18 protein-coding genes are annotated in these 19,451 nt (G+C 63.1%); 6 read left to right on the top strand and 12 right to left on the bottom strand.

Annotated features, from left to right (window positions below):
- Positions 1-53: 53 nt before the first annotated feature.
- The 5 genes from LOY37_RS03485 to radA form a co-directional block, all read right to left on the bottom strand.
- Positions 54-2,744 carry a TonB-dependent hemoglobin/transferrin/lactoferrin family receptor gene (locus LOY37_RS03485; RefSeq protein WP_408980720.1) on the bottom strand — a complete coding sequence of 897 codons (2,691 nt, stop codon included), beginning with the start codon at positions 2,742-2,744 and terminating at the stop codon, positions 54-56.
- Positions 2,745-2,922: 178 nt separating this feature from the next.
- A complete protein-coding gene (locus LOY37_RS03480) occupies positions 2,923-3,381 on the bottom strand; it encodes a hypothetical protein (protein ID WP_258716313.1) in 459 nt (152 codons plus the stop codon).
- Between the two features lie 75 nt (positions 3,382-3,456).
- Complete coding sequence (locus LOY37_RS03475; RefSeq protein ID WP_258716312.1) at positions 3,457-4,455, bottom strand: FecR domain-containing protein; 999 nt, start codon at positions 4,453-4,455, stop codon at positions 3,457-3,459.
- A 68-nt stretch (positions 4,456-4,523) separates the two neighbouring features.
- Positions 4,524-5,027: an RNA polymerase sigma factor gene (locus tag LOY37_RS03470; protein ID WP_045195901.1), complete on the bottom strand. Its 504-nt coding sequence runs from the start codon at positions 5,025-5,027 to the stop codon at positions 4,524-4,526.
- A 103-nt stretch (positions 5,028-5,130) separates the two neighbouring features.
- Entirely contained in the window at positions 5,131-6,498 is a 1,368-nt protein-coding gene (radA, locus tag LOY37_RS03465) for a DNA repair protein RadA (RefSeq protein ID WP_045195900.1), read from the bottom strand.
- Positions 6,499-6,673: 175 nt separating this feature from the next.
- On the opposite strand from radA, the gene mscL reads away from it, so the two are divergent.
- Entirely contained in the window at positions 6,674-7,087 is a 414-nt protein-coding gene (gene mscL, locus LOY37_RS03460) for a large-conductance mechanosensitive channel protein MscL (protein WP_213602487.1), read from the top strand.
- A gap of 48 nt (positions 7,088-7,135) precedes the next feature.
- On the opposite strand, the gene LOY37_RS03455 is transcribed toward mscL, so the two are convergent.
- Positions 7,136-7,912, bottom strand: coding sequence for a ferredoxin--NADP reductase (locus tag LOY37_RS03455; RefSeq protein ID WP_258716311.1), 777 nt, complete (start codon positions 7,910-7,912; stop codon positions 7,136-7,138).
- Positions 7,913-8,256: 344 nt separating this feature from the next.
- Here LOY37_RS03455 and LOY37_RS03450 point away from each other — a divergent pair, with 344 nt between their 5' ends.
- On the top strand, positions 8,257-8,961 hold the full coding sequence (locus LOY37_RS03450) for an autoinducer binding domain-containing protein (RefSeq protein ID WP_258716310.1): 705 nt from the start codon (positions 8,257-8,259) through the stop codon (positions 8,959-8,961).
- Positions 8,962-9,055: 94 nt separating this feature from the next.
- Positions 9,056-10,180: a methyltransferase gene (locus LOY37_RS03445; RefSeq protein WP_258716309.1), complete on the top strand. Its 1,125-nt coding sequence runs from the start codon at positions 9,056-9,058 to the stop codon at positions 10,178-10,180.
- 120 nt (positions 10,181-10,300) lie between these two features.
- Here the strand turns inward: LOY37_RS03445 and LOY37_RS03440 are convergent, their stop codons facing one another.
- The 3 genes from LOY37_RS03440 to LOY37_RS03430 are packed head-to-tail and all read right to left on the bottom strand — an operon-like array spanning position 10,301 to position 12,919.
- Positions 10,301-10,456, bottom strand: coding sequence for a DUF2474 domain-containing protein (locus tag LOY37_RS03440; RefSeq protein ID WP_045195893.1), 156 nt, complete (start codon positions 10,454-10,456; stop codon positions 10,301-10,303).
- Between the two features lie 12 nt (positions 10,457-10,468).
- Positions 10,469-11,476 carry a cytochrome d ubiquinol oxidase subunit II gene (gene cydB / locus LOY37_RS03435; protein WP_045195891.1) on the bottom strand — a complete coding sequence of 336 codons (1,008 nt, stop codon included), beginning with the start codon at positions 11,474-11,476 and terminating at the stop codon, positions 10,469-10,471.
- 3 nt (positions 11,477-11,479) lie between these two features.
- Positions 11,480-12,919 carry a cytochrome ubiquinol oxidase subunit I gene (locus tag LOY37_RS03430; RefSeq protein ID WP_045195889.1) on the bottom strand — a complete coding sequence of 480 codons (1,440 nt, stop codon included), beginning with the start codon at positions 12,917-12,919 and terminating at the stop codon, positions 11,480-11,482.
- 361 nt (positions 12,920-13,280) lie between these two features.
- On the opposite strand from LOY37_RS03430, the gene LOY37_RS03425 reads away from it, so the two are divergent.
- Positions 13,281-14,498: an MFS transporter gene (locus LOY37_RS03425; protein ID WP_045195887.1), complete on the top strand. Its 1,218-nt coding sequence runs from the start codon at positions 13,281-13,283 to the stop codon at positions 14,496-14,498.
- 32 nt (positions 14,499-14,530) lie between these two features.
- On the opposite strand, the gene LOY37_RS03420 is transcribed toward LOY37_RS03425, so the two are convergent.
- Together LOY37_RS03420 and LOY37_RS03415 are read right to left on the bottom strand one after the other, a co-directional pair.
- Positions 14,531-15,079 carry a DJ-1 family glyoxalase III gene (locus LOY37_RS03420; RefSeq protein ID WP_045195885.1) on the bottom strand — a complete coding sequence of 183 codons (549 nt, stop codon included), beginning with the start codon at positions 15,077-15,079 and terminating at the stop codon, positions 14,531-14,533.
- Positions 15,080-15,118: 39 nt separating this feature from the next.
- The gene (locus tag LOY37_RS03415; RefSeq protein ID WP_258716308.1) at positions 15,119-15,598 is read right to left on the bottom strand and encodes an N-acetyltransferase; all 480 of its coding nucleotides are present in this window, start codon (positions 15,596-15,598) and stop codon (positions 15,119-15,121) included.
- 208 nt (positions 15,599-15,806) lie between these two features.
- Here LOY37_RS03415 and LOY37_RS03410 point away from each other — a divergent pair, with 208 nt between their 5' ends.
- Together LOY37_RS03410 and trmA are read left to right on the top strand one after the other, a co-directional pair.
- Complete coding sequence (locus LOY37_RS03410) at positions 15,807-17,102, top strand: NCS2 family permease (protein WP_045195880.1); 1,296 nt, start codon at positions 15,807-15,809, stop codon at positions 17,100-17,102.
- Positions 17,099-18,184, top strand: a complete 1,086-nt coding sequence (gene trmA, locus LOY37_RS03405; protein ID WP_045195878.1) for a tRNA (uridine(54)-C5)-methyltransferase TrmA — start codon at positions 17,099-17,101, stop codon at positions 18,182-18,184. The genes LOY37_RS03410 and trmA overlap by 4 nt, the downstream gene beginning before the upstream one ends.
- 68 nt (positions 18,185-18,252) lie before the next feature.
- On the opposite strand, the gene LOY37_RS03400 is transcribed toward trmA, so the two are convergent.
- Complete coding sequence (locus tag LOY37_RS03400) at positions 18,253-19,425, bottom strand: alkaline phosphatase family protein (RefSeq protein WP_258716307.1); 1,173 nt, start codon at positions 19,423-19,425, stop codon at positions 18,253-18,255.
- Positions 19,426-19,451: the final 26 nt, after the last annotated feature.

The raw sequence follows: 19,451 nt of genomic DNA, 5'->3' as shown, positions 1-19,451 counted from the left end.
GAAGGCGTATTCCCTGCCTTCGTGTCGCCCGACATGGGCAAACCCGGTGTGGATCAGAATTTGTATTCGAGCATTGCGCTCAAGGTCCGGCCGCGGGCCAGCGACAGGTTGTCGGTGTCGCCCATGGCCACGAAGTAGGCTTCGTCGGTGGCGTTCTCCAGCGACAACGCGAGGTTCAGGCTCGGCGTCATCCAGTAGCTGGCGTACAGGTCGTAGACCTTGTATTTGGGCCACTGCGCCTGGTCGATCAGGCGGTAGCCGTGGTCATTGAGGTTCTCGCCGTTGCCTTTGCTGTAGCGCAGACGGGCGCCGACATCGAGGGTGCGGTCAAGAAAGCGCATGCCGACCGTCAGCGAGCCGCGATCTGCCGGCATGTAGCTGGCGTTGCCCATGATGTGCCCGCAGCTGACTGTCTGATCGAGGTCGGCAGCGTCCTCGGCCCGCGAAACGCGCACTGGCAACATGATCACGCGGCTGCCGACCCGCACCGGGCGCAGCACCGTCCCGGCGCTGACCAGGCGCTGCCCTCCCCCCATGTACAACTGCTTGGAGCAGAAATCGTTGCTGCCAATCATGTGGGTATAACTGAGCTGGCTGTAGTAACGCCCGGCGTCGTAGTCGAGGCTGTATTCGACCCCGCGAAAACGCGTCTGCTCCAGGTTGTTCTGATAGGCCGAGCGCCCGAGTGAAGTCCCCAGTGCAGAGGCGCCGGGCACATCGGCGTTGACATCCATGAACGAGAAATTGTCGATGCGGGTGTCGAAATAGGCGACCTTGGCGCCAAAGCGATCACCTTCCTGCAGCAGCGACTCCTTGAACAGGTTCACCCCCAGTTCCCAGTTGTGCGACTCCTCGGGCTTGAGGAAGGGGTTGGGATAGAGCATCTCGCTACCGCCACCATGGGGACGGCCACTCATGAATACTTCAGTTACTGACGGTGGACGCCAGCCACGTCCCCAGCGGGTGTAGACCTGCATCCAGTCGACACCGGGCTTCAGCGCAATGCCGAAGGTGGGCGAGAAACGGCCCTGCTCCTGTTCTTCGTCAAAGATCAGGTGAGTCTGCACGCGCTGAAGGTTTTCACCCGTGACACCCCTTGGGTACATCCAGGTGGTGATACCGGTTACGCCGGTGAGGCGGTAACGGTCGTAGCGCAATCCGGCATCGACCGTCAGCCAGTCGCCATGCTCGTACTGCACATCGCCGAACAGGCTGGCCATGATGCGCTTGCCTTCAGGCGTGGCCCCCTGAACGTAAGGCAAAGCCTGTTCGTTGAGTGCCGGGACCCGATCGGTTTTCGGTTTGAAGCGATCCTGGAAGAGTTCGGTGCCGTAGTTAAAGGTGAGCTTGTCGGCGTCCCCCAAATAGAAGCGCGAAGTATTTTCCAGTTGCAGGCCCCAGGTATCAGTCTGAAAACGATCGTCATACGCCTCGACGCGGTTGTTGCTGCTGGCCGAGGCGTCATTACCGGCGTTCCAGCGATCCTGGCGGGTCGAAACGAAATACAGCTTGGCCTTAAGATCGACCAGGTCGTTGTCCGGGCTGTAGCTGTAGTCGAGCGAGGCGTTGCGGGCGTTGAAATCACTGCTGCCGGTGCGCTTGTAGTAGAACTGGCGGGTCTGATTGTCGTAATAGGTCCAGGCGTCTTTGCTGTCCGTGTCGGTTTCCATGTAGTTGAGCTGCAGGCGCTGGTCGTTGGGCAGGTTCAGGCCCAGCTTGAGCAGTTGCGAGCGCGTGACGCTACCGGTCTCGCCGACCTCGGAGTGCAACCAGTCCTTCCAGGCTTCGGGGTAGCTGGTCTTGCCGCGGATCTGGGTGCCGAGGTTGTCAGCGTTGTTGGTGCCGGCGCGGTAATCACCGAAGTGCCGCTCACTGACGCCCAGCAGTACATCGCCTAGCTCATTGCCGAAGGCAAACAATGCGCTGCCATTGAAGTGGGTGCCATTGCCCAGCTCACCGATGCCGTTGCCGGCGCGCAGGCGGCCACCGTACTCCTTGTCGGGGCCGAGAAAATCACGGGCCTGGACCGTGTTGAAACTGGCGATACCGCCAATAACACCAGCACCGCCCATGCCCGCCTGAGTACCTTTTTCGATCTCGATGGAGCTGATGAACTCCGGGTCGATAAACATCACCCCGTTGCGCTGCTGGTGGCCGTTGACGTTGAAGTTCTGGCGCATGCCGTCGATGTTCATGTTGACCCGGCCATAGTCCTGCACGCCGCGAATGTTCACCGACAGCCCGGGGTCGCGTTGGTTGACCGCGGTGTAGACGCCGGCGGTTTCTTCGAGCATGTCAGCGGCGTGGCGCGGTGGGCGCTTGTCGATCTGCTCGCGGGTGATGACGCTGACCGAACGCGGCGTCTGGTAGACCCAGTCGGCATCGCTGTTGGAGTCGACATGGGTGGTACCCAGCTCGAGGGTCTGGCCATCATCACTGACCCGCTCCAGGCCGACCCGGTCAGTGCCGCTGAAGCGATAGCGCACGGGCGAACCGCGCAACAACAGGCCAAGCCCTTGCTGAGCCGAGTGCTCGCCGCGCAAACCCTCACTGCGCAGGCCAGCCAGTTTGCGGCTGTCGAAAAACACCTGGACCCCAGCCTGTTCGGCGAAGGCCAGCACGGCGCTGTCCAGCGCCTGGGCGGGAATGTCAAAGCGGATCAGGGCAGTAGTTTGGCTCGGGTGAGCGGGCTCGGCGGCCTGCACGCTACCGATCCCCATCGGCAAGGTCCAGGCCGCCAGCATCAGGCTGCTGGCAAGGGCTACCCGACCGAACGGCCGGGTGCGTCGTTGTTGTTGATTGCTCACGTCTGTTGCTCGCTGTGTTGGCGTTTTCTAGTAATGAAAATCAATCTCAACAAACAGACGTGCAACGCGGGAAAAGTCAGTAACGAAAATTCAAAAGAATTTCAGGGTGCTTGTTTCAGACGCCGCAGGTGAGCGCCGACAGCCCTTGTTGGCGGGCCTTGTCGCTGGTTTCGATGATCGATGCGGTGACCGCGACCTCATCACTACTGGCCGACATGTCACCGTCTTCGGCCACGCGGTAGCCCAGTTGGCGAAACAGCGAACGCACATGCTCGGGCGGCGCATCAAAGTAGATCCCGTGCCATTCATAGCCGATGAACACCGCTGTGACCTTGATGCCGTGGAAGGGCAGATCGACCGGGTAGCTCACCTCCTCTTCCTGCGCCTGGGCAGGCAACGCCTGACGTTTGGCGATGGCCTTGTCGTAGTACGGCTCAAGCTGTGCGCCGAACTCGCACGTAGCGGGATCGAATTGCACCAGGTCGTCGGCCGCCAGCACGTGAGTGCTGGACACTCCGAACAGCAAGGCGCCACAGATGGATGAAGCAACACACGCGAGAAAACCACTGGCCATATCCCTGCCTTGAGATCGTCGTCAAAACGCCAGTTTCGTGGAAAACAGCGCAACCGACAATCGCCGGCGCAGCGATCAATAGATCAGCGTCAGCCCGGGCAGGTCGAGGCGGCTGGCCTTGAGCTCTTCAGTCAGCATGGCCAGCGCGGCATCGAGGTTATCCAGGCGAAACATGCCGCTGACCTCACGCCGGGCCAGGGCCTGGTCGCTGATCAGCACATGACCGCTGCGATAGCGATTGAGCTGTGCGGCCACCTCGGCCAGCGGTTCGCGCTCGAACACCAGCACGCCGCGCTGCCAGGCGCTGGCACGACGCACGTCCTGCTCAGGCCATGGGCGAATGCCATGGGCGGCGTCGTAGCGCAGGCTTTGGCCTTCCTTGAGCACCTGCTCGGAACTGCCCGCTTGCGGGCTGGCCTGCAAGGTCACGGCAACACTGTGTTCGAGCATGCCGACCCAGGTGCCGCCGTCAGGCTCGGGGCCCACCACGAAACGCGTGCCCAGGGCGCGACTGCTGCCACCTGCCCGCTCGACCACAAAGGGCCGTTGTTCAGCGCCAGAAACCGCTGCAACGGTGAACACTGCTTCACCCGCCAACAGGCGCACGCGGCGCTCACTGTCGTTATAGGCCAGCTCGATGCCACTCTGGCTGTCGAGGTCGACCTGGCTGCCATCGGGCAGCGTCACCTGGCGAACCTCACCCTTGGCCGTGGCGTAGTCGGCGCGCAATGCCAGCGCCAGGCTCGGCGCCTGCTCCACGCCCACTACCGCCAGCACCAGCAGCGCCGCCGTACTCAGCGCCCAGCGCAGGCGTGAACGGCGCCGACGCCCGGCCAGTGGCCGAGCCAGCGCCGGGGCTGCCTTTGGCGCGGACTGGTGCATGCGCCCAAGACGGCCGAGATCAGCCCAGGTCGCCTGGGCAAAATCCAGCGCCTGGGCATGGCGCGGATCACAGGCCAGCCAGCGCGCCAGCGCCTGCGTCTGCTCGGAATTCAACGGGCCGGCGCTGCGCAGCACCGCCCACTCGGCGGCCTGCTCGCGAATGGCTTGCTCTGGCGAGTTCTGGCTGGTCACACGGTTCTCTCGAATTCTGGTTATGTGAGTGCTGACGTCTGAAGGCGCATTTCCCAGTAAACCGTTCGTCATCCTGGTTCCTGCAGACACTGCATCACATAGGCCAGGGCCTTGGCCAGATGCTTCTGTACCGAGCTGTCGGAAATATCCAGCGCCCGCGCCACCTCGGCGTGGGTCATGCCCTCAAGGCGGTTCAGACGAAACACTTCCTGGGTGCGGGGCGGCAAGTCGGCCAGGGCCCGGCGCAGGCGGCGCATGTGCTGCTCGGTGGCGGCGTTTTCGTCCAGGCCCGGGCTGTCTTCGACGATGGTTTCCAGTGCTTCGTGGGGCACCGAATCGGTCTTGCGCCGTTGCTGCTGGCGCACATGATCGATCATCAGGTTGTGCGCGGTGCGATACAGGTAGGCCGGGGTGTTGTCGATCCGTTCGCGGCCCTGTTGCTCGGCCAGGCGCAGGAAACTTTCCTGCACCAGGTCGGCAGCCAGTTGCGGGTCACGCACCTTGCGCGTCAGCAACCCCTGCAAGGTTTTCGCGTGTTTGAGGAACAGCCGCTTCAAGTCGGACTCCGCCACGCGAACTCCCTGTGGATGGCCGGAAAGGGCGGTATGCTACTCGCTAGTGAGAATCAGTTGCAACTTCACCCCGGCACGCCTTGCACGTGCCGGGACGCGAAGATCACTCGAACAGCGCGTCCAGCGCCTGTTCAAGGCGGGTCACGGCAATCACCTGCAGCCCAGGCGGCGCTTCCTTCGGGGCGTTGCCCTTGGGCACGATGGCGCGCTTGAAGCCATGCTTGGCCGCTTCCTTCAAACGCTCCTGGCCGCTCGGCACCGGGCGCACTTCGCCAGACAAGCCAACCTCGCCAAACACCAGCAGGCCGTTGTCCAGCGGGCGGTTGCGCAGGCTGGACATGATCGCCGCCATCAGCGCCAGGTCGGAGGCCGTCTCCAGCACCTTGACCCCGCCGACCACGTTGAGGAACACGTCCTGGTCATGGGTAGGGATGCCGCCATGGCGATGCAGCACCGCCAGCAGCATGGCCAGGCGGTTCTGGTCCAGGCCCAGGGTGACCCGCCGCGGGTTGGACAGGTGGCTGTCGTCGACCAGGGCCTGGACCTCCACCAGCATCGGCCGGGTACCTTCCCAGGTGGCCATGACCACGCTGCCCGGTACTTCTTCCTGGGCACGCGTAAGAAAGATCGCCGAGGGGTTGGAGACTTCCTTCAGGCCACGGTCGGTCATGCCGAACACGCCCAGCTCGTTGACCGCGCCAAAACGGTTTTTCACCGCGCGCAGCAAACGCAAGCGGCCGTCGGATTCGCCCTCGAAATACAGCACGGTATCGACCATGTGCTCGAGCACCCGTGGCCCGGCCAGCGCGCCTTCCTTGGTCACGTGACCGACGAGGAAGATCGCCGTGCCGCTCTGCTTGGCATAACGCACCAGCAAGGCTGCGCTTTCGCGCACCTGGGAAACACCGCCAGGCGCCGACTGCAACTGCTCGGTGAAGATGGTCTGGATCGAGTCGATGACCATCACCTTGGGCTTCTCCAGCCGGGCGGTGGCGATGATGGTCTCGATACAGGTTTCGGTCATCACCCGCAGCTTGTCCTGGGGCAGGCCCAAGCGCCGGGCGCGCATCGCCACCTGCTGCTGGGACTCTTCGCCGGTGACGTACAGCGCCGGCATGCGCGTAGCGATGTTGCACAGGGTCTGCAGGAGGATGGTCGACTTGCCGATGCCCGGATCACCACCGATCAGCACCACCGAACCGTCGACCAGGCCGCCGCCGAGTACCCGGTCGAGTTCGGCACTGGCGGTAGTAAAGCGCGGGATTTCCTCGACACTGACTTCGGCCAGGGTCTTGATCTGCGCCTGCTGCCCGGCCCAGCCGGTGCGCCCGCTCGGTGCTGCGGCCGCGCCACTCTCTAGCACGGTCTCGACCAGGGTGTTCCAGGCGCCGCATTCAGCGCATTGCCCGGCCCATTTCGGAAAGGTCGCGCCGCACTCGGTGCAGCCGTACATGCGCTTGGCCTTGGCCATGGGGACGGTCCTCTGGAAAAAGGCACCATCATAGCCGACCTCGGGCGCCCCGGCGGGCAGAGAAAACGACAAAACTATTCGGTATAACCGCAGTCTGTTGCAGCAGCGCGGAGCATGAAGCGCATAGCTGAATTACACTGCGTTTACCCAACTCATCTGTTACAAGGAATAAACCATGGGCGTGCTCAATGAATTCAAGGCCTTCGCGGTCAAAGGGAATGTCGTCGATATGGCCGTCGGTATCATTATCGGCGCCGCCTTTGGCAAAATCGTTTCATCTTTTGTAGGTGACGTGATCATGCCACCGATCGGTTTGCTGATCGGCGGCGTCGATTTCAGCGACCTGGCGGTCACCCTCAAGGCCGCCGAAGGCGACATACCGGCGGTGGTGCTGGCCTACGGCAAATTCATTCAGACTATCCTCGACTTCATCATCGTCGCCTTCGCGATTTTCATGGGCGTCAAGGTCATCAACCGCCTGAAACGCGAAGAAGCCGCCGCGCCGACCCTGCCGCCGGTGCCGACCAAAGAAGAAGAGCTGCTCACCGAAATTCGCGACCTGCTCAAGTCGCAGAATCGGCAACCCTGAACCCAGGGCTAAAAAAACGGCGCCTGCGGGCGCCGTTTTTGTTGGCGCTTACCAGTAGGTCTCGACCGCGACCTGACCGGGGCGGCGGCTGAGGCTGAGGTTCATGTCGCGCTGCTTGAGCACTTTGCGGGTGTCGTCGATCATCTGCGGGTTGCCACAGAGCATTACCCGCGAATGTTCCGGAGTCAGCGCCAGGCCCGCCGCGCACTCAAGCTCGCCGTTCTCGATCAGGGTGGTAATGCGCTGGTTCAACGCCCCCGGATGCTGCTCGCGGGTGACGATCGGGATGAACTGCAGCTTGCCGGCGTACTCGGCCAGGTAGTCGCGCTGCTCCAGGCCGGCGATCAAATCCAGGTAGGCCAGCTCGCGGGCCTCGCGCACCGAATAAACCAGTTTGATCGACTCGAATCGCTCCCACACTTCGAAGTCCTGGAGGATCGACAGGAACGGCGCGATACCGGTGCCGGTCGCCAGCAGCCAGAGGTCACGGCCATCAACGAAGCGGTCGAGGGTCAGGTAACCGAAGGCCTGGCGATCGATCAACAGGCTGTCGCCGGTGCCCAGGCGGCTCAGCTCACTGGTGAATTCGCCGCCCGGCACTACGATGGAAAAGAAATCCAGATGCTCGTCGAACGGTGAGGACACCATCGAATAGGCGCGCCAGACCACACTACCGTCTGCCTTGGTCACCCCAAGACGGGCGAACTGCCCGGCACGAAAACGAAAGCCCTGGTCGCGGCTGGTCCGCAGGCTGAACAGGCTGGGGGTCAGCGGCTGGACGTCGAGCAGCGTCTGGCGGGTGAACTTTTCAGCACTGGCAGTCATGGCTTGCTCCAAAAAACAGATGCCCCAGTGTCGCGCAAACGCCGAGGGATAAACACCGTTGGTTTGTAGTGGCATCAACCGCGGGCGCGGTACCAGCCGCACAAGCGACGCCGAAGGGAGAAAAACCCCTTGTCACAACACTTCAACAGCGACAGGAGAAAATCACTGCACGATGCCGGTAATAGCCCAATGATTTCGAACTGATATCAAGAAGATCGCTAAAGAACAGGCCTGCCAAAATGTTCACATTTCTATAGCCAAAAAACCCAACAAAACCGTGGGACATTTCCTACACTACTTTGCACCCTGCCAGATCTTGGATCCACCCCCTTGAGATCTCCCCCATGCCGCACTGGAAAGAACAGCAACTCGAGCAGTTGCTAGCCGAAACCGATGAACAACGGATGTTTGACCTGGCGGTTTCCCTGGCCCAGCAACTGGGCATGGAGTACCTGTGTTTCGGCATGCGCGTGCAGATCGCCACTTTCGCGCCGCAAATGCGATTCTTCAACAACTATCCCGACGCCTGGAACGAACGCTACCAACGTTGCAACTACGTGGACATCGATCCCACCGTCGCCCATTGCCACCACTCCCTGATGCCGTTGCTGTGGTGCGATGATGTGTTCCGAGAGACACCGGAATTTCGCGAAGAGGCAAAATCCTTCGGCTTGCGCCACGGCTGGAGCCAGTCGGCCCACGACATGCGTCACAACGAAAGCATCCTCAGCATCGCCCGCAGCCAGGGCGCAATCAATCTAGACGAACTCTATGACAAGGCCGGCCAGACCATCTGGCTGTGCAACCTGCTGCACACGCTGATGATTGACCGCCAACCCGGGCAAGCAACCCCGGCGTACAACCTTTCGGAGCGGGAAACCGAAGTGCTCAAATGGTCGGCCGCCGGCAAGACCGCCGCCGACATCGCCTGCATCCTCTCGCTGTCGCAGAGCACGGTGAACTTTCACATCCGCAGCATCATCACCAAAACCAACGCCAGCAACAAAGCCGGCGCAATCGCCATTGCGGCGATGCGTGGCCTGATCTGAGCCAACGCCCCCGTACCTTCGCAAAGCACGGTAGAATCACGGCCCTGTAAAGCGCGCCGCGCGCACGCACATCAATGCCCCAGAGCCTTACACCATGCCCCTGCTGACCAGCCCCTTCGCCGAACTCGACCTGCTTCGCCAGCCCGAACAAGCCAACGATCCCCTGCAAGCCTTCGATGCTGCCGACGAGTATCTGCTGGAGCACCTGGCCGAACAGGCACCTACCGCGACCAGCCGGGTTTTGGTGCTCAACGACAGTTTCGGCGCCCTGGCCATCAGCCTGGCAGCGCATGTGTCGGTGCTCAGCAGCGGCGATTCGCACCTGGCGCATCTGGCCCTGGAAAAGAACCTGGTGCGCAATGGCCTGGCCTTCGACGCGGTGCCCTTCGTGGCGGCCAGCAATACCTGGCAAGGCCCGTTCGACCGGGTACTGGTACGCGTGCCAAAGACTCTTGCCCTGCTCGAAGAGCAACTGATTCGCCTGCAGGGCCAGCTGGCGCCCGGCGCACAGGTGGTGGCTGGGGCCATGATCAAACACTTGCCGCGCGCCGCCGGTGACTTGCTGGAGAAATACATCGGCCCGGTGCAGGCATCGCTGGCGCAGAAAAAGGCCCGGCTGCTGATTGCCACCTTCGAGCCGAAGCCGGCGTTCGTTTCGCCCTACCCGACCCGCTACCAACTCGACGCGCCCCCCCTGGTGCTGCTCAACCACGCCAACGTGTTCTGCCGCGAAGGCCTGGACATCGGCACCCGGGCGTTCCTGCCGCACCTGCCCAAGGACCTCGGCGATGCACGTGTCGCGGACCTCGGTTGCGGCAATGGCGTGCTGGCCATCGCCAGCGCCCTGGCCAACCCGCAGGCGCAGTACACCCTGGTCGACGAGTCATACATGGCCGTGCAGTCGGCACTGGAAAACTGGCAGGCGGCGTTGGGCCCGCGTGAAGTCACGGTGCGCGCCGACGACGGCCTGGCCGGGCAGCCAGCGCAGTCGCTGGATGTGGTGCTGTGCAATCCGCCGTTCCATCAACAGCAGGTAGTCGGTGACTTCCTCGCCTGGCGGATGTTCCAGCAAGCGCGCGAGGCGCTGGTGGTCGGTGGTGCGCTGTATATCGTCGGCAATCGTCACCTGGGTTATCACAGCAAGCTGGCGCGCTTGTTCCGTGGGGTCGAGCAGGTGGCGGCGACGCCCAAGTTCGTGGTGCTCAAGGCGCGTAAATAGGCCAGTACCGCGTCGCCTGAATCACGGGTCAAGCCGCCCCCACAGGGCAAAAAAAACCCTCCGCAGCTGACGCTGCGAAGGGCTGTAAATCCGCCGCAAGGCGGGATGGGAAATTTCGTTTCAGTGCGTGCTCAATCCGGCCGCACTCATGAACAGACGCATCAGCCAGGCGACCAGGGCCAGGCTCACCACGCTGCCGACCCAGATCGCTACCAACCAGCCCAGGCGCTGCCAGAGCGGTTTCTTCTCTTCGTCCATCGTGCCTTTGCCAGTCATTGCCATGCTCCCCTAGTGGTAGCCATCTTCGTGGGTCACCTTGCCGCGGAACACGTAATAGCTCCAGAAGGTGTAACCGAGGATGAACGGGATGATGAACAAGGTCCCGACCAGCATGAAGCCCTGGCTTTGCGGCGGCGCGGCAGCGTCCCAGATCGAGATCGACGGCGGAATGATGTTCGGCCACAAGCTGATGCCCAGGCCGCTGTAGCCGAGGAAGATCAGCACCAGGGTCAGCAGGAACGGGGTGTAGTGTGCGTTACGCGCCACCGCCCGGAGCAAACCGTAAAGAGTTACCAGGACCAGGATCGGTACCGGCAGGAACCAGAACAGGTTGGGCAGGCTGAACCAGCGCTCGGCAATGTCCGGGTGGGCCAGCGGCGTCCAGATACTGACGATGCCGGTCACCGCCAGCAGCACCAGGGCCAGCGGCCGCGCCAGGTCGTGCATCTGCAGTTGCAGCTTGCCTTCGGTCTTCATGATCAGCCAGGTGCAGCCGAGCAAGGCGTAGGCCACGATCAGGCCCAGGCCGCAGAACAGGCTGAACGGGGTCAGCCAGTCGAGGCTGCCGCCAGCGTAGCTGCGATCGACCACCTCAAAGCCTTCGATGAAGGCGCCCAGGGCCACGCCCTGGAAGAAGGTAGCCGCCAGCGAGCCGCCGATGAAGGCCTTGTCCCACAGGTGACGCTTGGCTGCAGTGGCCTTGAAGCGGAACTCGAAGGCCACGCCGCGAAAGATCAGCCCGATCAGCATCAGCATCAACGGCAGGTACAGCGCTGAAAGCACCACGGCGTAGGCCAGCGGGAAGGCGCCGAACAGCGCCGCGCCACCGAGCACCAGCCAGGTTTCGTTACCGTCCCAGACCGGGGCGACGGTGTTCATCATCACATCGCGGTCCTGCTCGCCCTTGACGAACGGGAAGAGGATGCCGATGCCAAGGTCAAAGCCGTCCATGACCACATACATCATGATGCCGAAGATGATGATGATGGCCCAGATAAGCGGAAGATCAACACCCATGGTTCAGTTCCCCTTGTTCAGGCTGGCGTGCTCGCCATTGTCATGATCGTCATCGGCGGCAGACAGCGGCCGTGCCGGGGTGCGTTGCTGGCCGGGGCCACCCGGGTTGGTCTCGTCGCCTTCACCGGTTTTCGGCCCTTTGCGCACCAGGCGCATCATGTAGCCAAGGCCGGTACCGAACAGCGCGAAGTAGACCACCACGAACATCACCAGGGTCAGGCCGAGCTGGCCGTAGCTGTGGTTCGAGGCGCCATCGGCGGTACGCATCAGGCCGTAGACCACCCAGGGCTGGCGGCCGATCTCGGTGGTGAACCAGCCGGCGAGGATCGCGATCAGGCCGGAGGGGCCCATCCACAAGGTCAGGTACAGGAACGGCCGCGAGCTGTAGAGCTTGTCGCTCTTGCGCAGCCACAGGCTCCAGAGGCCGACGAAGATCATCAGCATGCCAAGGCCGACCATGACCCGGAACGACCAGAAGACGATGGTCGAGTTAGGCCGGTCTTCTTTCGGAAACTCCTTCATCGCCGGCACTTGCTTGTCCAGGCTGTGGGTCAGGATCAGGCTGCCCAGCGCCGGGATTTCCACCTTGAAGCGGGTGGTCTCGGCTTCCATGTCGGGGATACCGAAGAGGATCAGCGGGGTCGGTTCGCCTGGCTTGTTTTCCCAGTGGCCTTCGATAGCAGCGATTTTCACCGGCTGGTGCTTGAGGGTATTGAGGCCGTGGAAGTCGCCGATCACCGCTTGTACCGGGGCGACGATCAGGGCCATCCACATGGCCATCGAAAGCATCTTGCGAATCGCCGGGTTATCGCGGCCGCGCAGCAAGTGCCAGGCGGCCGAGGCGCCGACGAAGAACGCTGTAGCAACAAAGGCGGCAGTCGCCATGTGCGCCAGGCGGTAAGGGAACGACGGGTTGAAGATCACCGCGAACCAGTCCACCGGCACGACGACGCCGTTGACGATTTCGTAGCCCTGGGGGGTCTGCATCCAGCTGTTGGAGGCGAGGATCCAGAAGGTCGAGATCAAAGTGCCGATGGCTACCATGACCGTGGCGAAAAAGTGCAGGCCACGGCCCACGCGGTTCCAGCCAAAGAGCATGACGCCAAGGAAACCGGCTTCAAGGAAGAAGGCGGTGAGAACTTCGTAAGTGAGCAGCGGCCCGGTGACGGAGCCAGCAAAATCGGAGAACTTGCTCCAGTTGGTGCCGAACTGGTAGGCCATGACCAGGCCGGAGACCACCCCCATGCCGAAGTTGACGGCAAAGATTTTCGACCAGAAATGGTAAAGGTCACGGTAGACGCTGTTGTTGCTCTTCAGCCACAGCCCTTCGAGAACAGCCAGGTAGCTCGCCAGGCCAATGGTGATGGCCGGGAACAGGATGTGAAAGGACACGGTAAACGCGAACTGAATTCGGGCGAGATCTAGAGCCTCTAATCCGAACATAGTGCTTCCTCTGTCAGGTAATCCGGCGTCAGGCGGTGGCCTTGGCGCCAACTGCCCCCACGGTAGTTGAGTGCGGCAAGTTGGAATTGTTCTGTAAACATCACATCGCAGGGAATTCGGCCGTCTGGCCATGCCGTTGCAAATGAAACAATTGATCCAGATCAACGGATGCCTGAAAGGATAGTCCTGAACGGGCTGTGCGCTTGTGTGGTTGATTGCCGCGTGACCGGTTGTCTCACCCCCTTTACCGCGCCCCAAAACAGTGCGCTTACCGCACACAGGTGCCATTCCTCGCAACCTGCTGTTACAAAGTGGTGATAACCTGCAGCGTCGATCCCTGCGCCGAGGCTCTGTTTCGCCGATGTCAGACCCCGTTTTGCTGCTGCGTCATCACCGTCCCTTCCTGGCCTTCTGGCTGGCCCGGGTATTTACCGCCAGCGGCTTTCAGATGCTTACCGTGGCGATCGGCTGGCACCTCTACCAATTGACCGGCAATGTCCTCGACCTGGGCCTGGTGGGCCTGGTGGAATTCGCCCCGCGGGTGCTGTTCATGCTGCACACCGGACACGTCGCCGACCGCTATGACCGGCGCCGGGTCGCCGCCCTGTGCCAGAGTGCCCAGGCCATGATCGCCCTGGTGCTGGTGGTCGCCAGCAGCACCCACAGCGTCAGCCGCGAACTGATCTTCCTGCTGGCGTTCTTGCTCGGTAGCGCACGCTCCTTTGAAATGCCGGCGACCCAGGCGCTGCTGCCCAATGTGGTGCCCTCCGAGCTGTTTCCACGTGCCGTGGCTGCTTCTGCCTCGGCGATGCAGGCGGCGACCATCGTCGCGCCGGCGGTGGGCGGTTTTCTCTATGCCTTTGGCAGCGTCTGGGTGTACGGGCCGACGGTAGCGTTGTACCTGATTGCCTGCGTGTTGACCCTGGGCCTGGTGTCGCGCCAGCAACCAGGCAACCAGGGCCGCGCCAGCCTCGAATCGCTGATGGCCGGCATTCGCTTTATCCGCAGCCGCCCGGACATCCTCGGGGCGATCTCCCTGGACCTGTTCGCCGTGCTGCTGGGCGGTGCCACCGCGCTGTTGCCGGTGTTTGCCAAGGACATCCTGCTGACCGGCCCCTGGGGCCTGGGCCTGCTGCGCTCGGCGCCGGCGGTGGGCGCCCTGCTGATGTCGCTGTGGCTGGCGCGTTTCCCGGTGGAGCGCAAGGTCGGGCGGGTGATGTTTACCGCTGTCGGCGTGTTCGGGGTGGCGACCATTGCTTTTGGCCTGTCCACTTCGTTCTGGTTTTCCCTCGCCGTGCTGGCGGTGCTGGGCGCCGCCGACATGATCAGCATGGTAATACGCGGTGCCTTCGTGCAACTGGAGACGCCGGATGAAATGCGCGGCCGGGTCAGCGCGGTGAACGGGCTGTTCATCGGCGCCTCGAACCAGCTCGGTGAGTTCGAGTCAGGAGTGACCGCACACTGGTTCGGCACGGTACCGGCGGTAGTGCTGGGCGGGGTCGGCACGCTGCTGGTGACCGGGGTGTGGATCAAGCTGTTTCCGACCCTGGCTGGGCGCGATCATATGCATAAGCAGTGAGGGCCTGTGGGAGCGGGCTTGCCCCGCGATAGTCACACCCGCAGCTCAGCCGCCACCCGCTTGCGCAGCACCCTGCCCGCCAGTTGCTCGACCAACACCAAGGCAAATTCCAGCGCCGCCGCCGACCCCTGGGCGGTGATGCAATTACCGTCCACCACCACCGGCTGATCGACAAAGCTGCACCCGGACAACCCCTGGCTGACAGCCGGGTCACAGGTCATGCGTCGCTGGCGCAACACACCATAGGCCTGCAGCGCCAACGGCGCTTCGCCGATCGCGGCAAAAAACTTGCCGGCCCTGGCCTGATCCTTGACCTGCTGCGCCAGTGGTTGGTGCGCGGCCATGTGCTGTGCGCCTTTTTCGCCCCCGGGTAAGACCATCAGGTCGAACGGCTGGGCCAGCAGGTCGACCAGCATGCCGTCGGCGGTCAAGCGCGTGCCGCGGGCACAGGTGAGCATCCGCCGGCCTTCGATACTGGCCACCACCACTTCGATCTCGGCGCGGCGCAGCACGTCGATCAGGGTCACGCTCTGCAGGTCATCCACGCCTTCGGCGACTACGATCAGGGCTCTGTGGGTCATCAACTGCTCTCCGCCGGGGTATCCCACAAGCTTAGTCGCTCACAGCAACAGGGTCAGTTGACGCTCGTGGCCCTGGCGTGTGCGGTAGCCGTCGCCGCTGTCGACCCAGCCGCTGGCCAGGTACAGCGCCAGGGCGGCGTGGTTGTCCCGGTCTACAGAAAGCTGCAGGCAACACACCTCGGGCCACGCCTCGCGCACCAGGCCCGGCAACGCCTGCATGAAAAATCGCCCCAGGCCCTGGCCCTGCAAGCGCTGATCGACTTGCAAGGCATTGATCGTCGCCGCATCGGCCCGGGCCCAGGGCGCCAGGAACACCCCGCGCTGAAGCAGCAAGAAGGCCCGCGGCAGGTTGTCCAGCAGCAGCGCCACGCCACGCCGGTCGGGGCTGTCGCCACTTTGCAGGGTGTACAAGGCGCTAGCCATATCGCCGGCAAAGCGCACTTGCTCAGGCCGCACCTGGATGTCGAGCAGTTGCTCGCGCTGGGCCGGGTTAAGGTCGCGGTAGTCGGTCAGGTGCATAGCATGGTCAACTCGGGATGGGGGGAACGGCGCAGAACCTGCAGATATCTGCAGTGTATCGCGACATTAATTACCGCTGCCCGAGCATGCTGGTATGATGCGCGGCTTTTTTCCGACCCAGGGAAAAACCACAGTCTCCCGGTACAGTCTGTGCTTTGCTAACTGGGTCGATACATTCACGGCGCCGGGAGCGCCACGGGGAGCAGGCATGCTGGAAAGGCTGTTTCAACTAAAAGCACACGACACCAATGTCCGCACCGAGATTCTCGCGGGCGTGACCACCTTCCTGGCCATGGCCTACATCCTGTTCGTCAACCCGAGCATTCTCGGCGAGACCGGCATGGACAAGGGCGCGCTGTTCGTCGCCACCTGCCTGGCAGCGGCCATCGGCTCGACCACCATGGGCCTGATCGCCAACTACCCGATCGCTCTGGCACCGGGCATGGGCCTGAACGCCTTCTTCACCTACACCGTGGTCCTGCACATGGGCCACACCTGGCAGGTGGCATTGGGCGCGGTGTTCATCTCGGCGGTGTGCTTCTTCCTGCTGTCGATCTTTCGCATCCGCGAATGGATCGTCAACAGCATCCCGTTGCCGCTGCGTTCGGCAATTGCCGCCGGTATTGGCCTGTTCCTGGCGCTGATCGCCCTGCATAACGCCGGCATCGTCGTCGATAACCAGGCCACCCTGGTGGGCCTCGGTGACCTCAAGAAACCGGCGCCGATCCTCGCCACCCTGGGCTTCTTCCTGATCGTCGCGCTGGAGGCCATGAAGGTCCGCGGCGCGGTGCTGATCGGCATCCTGGCGGTGACCGTGGCCTCGATCGCCCTGGGCGTGACTCCATTCAACGGCGTGGTGTCGATGCCGCCGTCGCTGGCGCCGACCTTCCTGCAGCTGGACATCAAGGGCGCGCTGGACGTCGGCCTGATCAGCGTGATTTTCGCCTTCCTGTTCGTCGACCTGTTCGACAACTCCGGCACCCTGATCGGCGTCGCCAAGCGCGCCGGCCTGATGCGCAAGGACGGTCACATGCCGAAAATGGGCCGGGCGCTGATCGCCGACAGCACCGCGGCGATGGCCGGTTCCCTGCTGGGTACCTCGACCACCACCAGCTACATCGAATCTGCAGCCGGCGTCAGCGCCGGTGGCCGCACCGGCCTGACCGCCATCGTGGTAGCCATTCTGTTCCTGCTGGCGCTGTTCTTCGCACCACTGGCCGGCAGCGTGCCAGCCTTCGCCACGGCACCGGCGCTGTTGTTCGTCGCCGTGTTGATGGCTTCGGGCCTGGCTGAAATAAACTGGGACGACATTACCGAAGCCGCGCCGGTGGTGGTCACTGCCCTGGCCATGCCGCTGACCTACTCGATCGCCAACGGCATCGCCTTCGGTTTCATTGCCTGGACCGCGATCAAGCTGCTTTCCGGCCGCGCCCGTGACCTCAACGCGGCACTGGTGATCCTCTCGGTCCTGTTCGTCATCAAACTGGGCTGGTTCAACGCATGAGTGCTGTCTTCGACCCTTCGACCTACACCCAGCAGCTCGACGCCAAGGTCGCGCGCCTGCGCGAGCTGCTGGCGCCGTTCGCGGCGCCCGAGCCTGCGGTATTCGACTCGCCGCGCGAGCACTATCGCCTGCGCGCCGAGTTCCGCCTGTGGCGCGAAAACGAGCAGCGCTTCTACGCGATGTTCGCCCCGGGCGAGAAACACACGCCGATCCTGATCGAAGACTTCCCGATTGCCAGTCTGCAGATCAACGACCTGATGCCACGGCTCAAGGCCGCCTGGCAAGCCAGCTCGGCGTTGAGCTTCAAGCTGTTCCAGGTGGAGTTCCTCACCACCCTGGCAGGCGATGCAATGATCACCCTGTGCTATCACCGTCCGCTGGACGAGCACTGGGAGCGCGCCGCGCAGCAACTGGCCAGCGACCTGGGCGTGAGCATCATCGGCCGCTCCAAGGGCAAGCGCGTGGTGATCGGCCGCGATTACGCGGTCGAAGAGCTGCAGATTGCCGGGCGCACCTTCCGCTACCGCCAGCCCGAAGGCGCCTTCACCCAGCCTAACGGCGCGGTCAACCAGAAGATGCTCAACTGGGCGTATGAAGCCCTGGGCGAGCGCCAGGACGATCTGCTCGAGCTGTACTGCGGCAACGGCAACTTCACCCTGCCGCTGGCCACCCGGGTGCGCAAGGTACTGGCCACCGAGATCAGCAAGACCTCGGTCAATGCCGCCCTGCACAACCTCGACGACAACGCTGTGGATAACGTGCGCCTGGTGCGTCTGTCGGCTGAAGAGCTGACCGAAGCGCTGAACGAAGTGCGACCGTTCCGCCGCCTCGAAGGCATTGACCTCAAGAGCTACCAGTTCGCCAGCGTGTTCGTCGACCCGCCGCGCGCCGGCATGGACCCGGATACCTGCGAGCTGACCCGGCGCTTCGACAACATCCTGTACATCTCCTGCAACCCGCAAACCCTGGCGGCGAATATCGCCCAGTTGCACGACACCCATCGCATCGAGCGCTGTGCGTTGTTTGACCAGTTCCCGTATACCCATCACATGGAGAGCGGGGTGTTGCTGGTTCGGCGTTGAAGCTATCGCGGGTCAAGCCCGCTCCCACAGGTTTTGTGGGAGCGGGCTTGACCCGCGATCAGGGCCCTTCAGCCGAGCCCCGAACACATCAACAACGGCACCAGTTGATCCTCATCGGTCAACGCCCCATGGTGCCCGCGCCATTGGCTGGCGTGCTTTTCCACCTCGCTGCGAATAATCCCGCCCGCCCCGTTCGGAACCACGATCAGATCGCCAATCCGCGCCTCCGCCTGGCTTAGCAGCACATCGCCGAACAGCCCCTTGGCAATCGCCTGGGCCTTGCTCAACACGTGATAGCCCTCCCCCAGACGATTCTGCCAGCGCTCGTGCACGCGGTCCTGCTGGTGCGCGTGGGTGTACAGGTAGCGCGCGCGAATATCTCCGGCCATTGCCCGCACGCCCTCCTGCAGCACCGGATCCTGGTCAAAGTCGCGCACCTGTTCACTGTCCAGCGCCAGCATGCCGTGGTCGGCAATCACCATCAGCCGCGCCTGCTCAGGCAAGGATTGGGCGATGGCCCGGGCCAGCTGGTCGGCAATCTGCAGTTGCTTAAGCCAGCCCTCGGAGCCTGGGCCGAACAGGTGCCCGGCAAAATCCAGGTCGCCGAAATAGGCAAAGCAGAACGCCGGCCCCGGCACGGCCAGGGCGGCATTGACCAACTGCGGATAAGCGTCATAGGCCGGCGCAGGGAGGATCTTGCCGGCCCGGTAGATCGCCCGAGTGAAGTCGGAACTGGCATAGCGCCCGAGCATCACCGTGCTGATGGCGATGCCCTGGGCCGCCGCCTGGCCCCAGGCATCGGCGGGCACGATAAAAGTCTCCGGCGGCGGCGCGCCACTGGCCTGCGCCTCGACCTGCAAGGGCGAGGTGGTCCAGGTCAGTGGCGACAGTTCAGTGTGTTCATCCAGGGCAAAACCACAGCCGACGATACCGTGGGCGCCGCTGCCCAGCCCGCAAGCCACAGAGGCCAGGCTGGTCGCCGTGGTGGCTGGAAAGCCTACCTTGAAGTGGCTGTCCGGCTGCATCAGCGAAGCAAGAAACGGCGCATGCCGGGCGTGGGCCTGCAGCAGGTTCCAGCCCAGGCCGTCGATCAGCAGCAGGCAGGTGCTGCGCGAATGGTCGAGGCGAAAGGCATTGCGAAAACCGTGGCCACCCAGGGCCGCGAAAATCGACTGGGTGAGGTTAGCCAGGCCCGGCCAGGTTTCACCCAGCGACTGCAGGTCGTTGATCGGCGTTGCCATGTTGCCCTCCGTGGTCAGGTGCAAAG

The sequence above is a fragment of the Pseudomonas sp. B21-012 genome (genome assembly GCF_024749305.1).
Taxonomy (GTDB): domain Bacteria; phylum Pseudomonadota; class Gammaproteobacteria; order Pseudomonadales; family Pseudomonadaceae; genus Aquipseudomonas.
This window is presented reverse-complemented; position numbering and strand designations above follow the sequence as displayed.

What these genes read in the sequence shown, in the direction of transcription:
- LOY37_RS03485 (WP_408980720.1), bottom strand. Translation starts at nt 2,744, where the DNA reads ATGCTGGCGGCCTGGACCTTGCCGATGGGGATCGGTAGCGTGCAGGCC.
- LOY37_RS03455 (WP_258716311.1), bottom strand. Translation starts at nt 7,912, where the DNA reads ATGACTGCCAGTGCTGAAAAGTTCACCCGCCAGACGCTGCTCGACGTC.
- cydB (WP_045195891.1), bottom strand. Translation starts at nt 11,476, where the DNA reads ATGGGTGTTGATCTTCCGCTTATCTGGGCCATCATCATCATCTTCGGC.
- trmA (WP_045195878.1), top strand. Translation starts at nt 17,099, where the DNA reads ATGAGTGCTGTCTTCGACCCTTCGACCTACACCCAGCAGCTCGACGCC.
- LOY37_RS03400 (WP_258716307.1), bottom strand. Translation starts at nt 19,425, where the DNA reads ATGGCAACGCCGATCAACGACCTGCAGTCGCTGGGTGAAACCTGGCCG.
- LOY37_RS03450 (WP_258716310.1), top strand. Translation starts at nt 8,257, where the DNA reads ATGCCGCACTGGAAAGAACAGCAACTCGAGCAGTTGCTAGCCGAAACC.
- radA (WP_045195900.1), bottom strand. Translation starts at nt 6,498, where the DNA reads ATGGCCAAGGCCAAGCGCATGTACGGCTGCACCGAGTGCGGCGCGACC.
- LOY37_RS03420 (WP_045195885.1), bottom strand. Translation starts at nt 15,079, where the DNA reads ATGACCCACAGAGCCCTGATCGTAGTCGCCGAAGGCGTGGATGACCTG.
- LOY37_RS03430 (WP_045195889.1), bottom strand. Translation starts at nt 12,919, where the DNA reads ATGTTCGGATTAGAGGCTCTAGATCTCGCCCGAATTCAGTTCGCGTTT.
- LOY37_RS03415 (WP_258716308.1), bottom strand. Translation starts at nt 15,598, where the DNA reads ATGCACCTGACCGACTACCGCGACCTTAACCCGGCCCAGCGCGAGCAA.
- mscL (WP_213602487.1), top strand. Translation starts at nt 6,674, where the DNA reads ATGGGCGTGCTCAATGAATTCAAGGCCTTCGCGGTCAAAGGGAATGTC.
- LOY37_RS03480 (WP_258716313.1), bottom strand. Translation starts at nt 3,381, where the DNA reads ATGGCCAGTGGTTTTCTCGCGTGTGTTGCTTCATCCATCTGTGGCGCC.
- LOY37_RS03425 (WP_045195887.1), top strand. Translation starts at nt 13,281, where the DNA reads ATGTCAGACCCCGTTTTGCTGCTGCGTCATCACCGTCCCTTCCTGGCC.
- LOY37_RS03445 (WP_258716309.1), top strand. Translation starts at nt 9,056, where the DNA reads ATGCCCCTGCTGACCAGCCCCTTCGCCGAACTCGACCTGCTTCGCCAG.
- LOY37_RS03440 (WP_045195893.1), bottom strand. Translation starts at nt 10,456, where the DNA reads ATGACTGGCAAAGGCACGATGGACGAAGAGAAGAAACCGCTCTGGCAG.
- LOY37_RS03410 (WP_045195880.1), top strand. Translation starts at nt 15,807, where the DNA reads ATGCTGGAAAGGCTGTTTCAACTAAAAGCACACGACACCAATGTCCGC.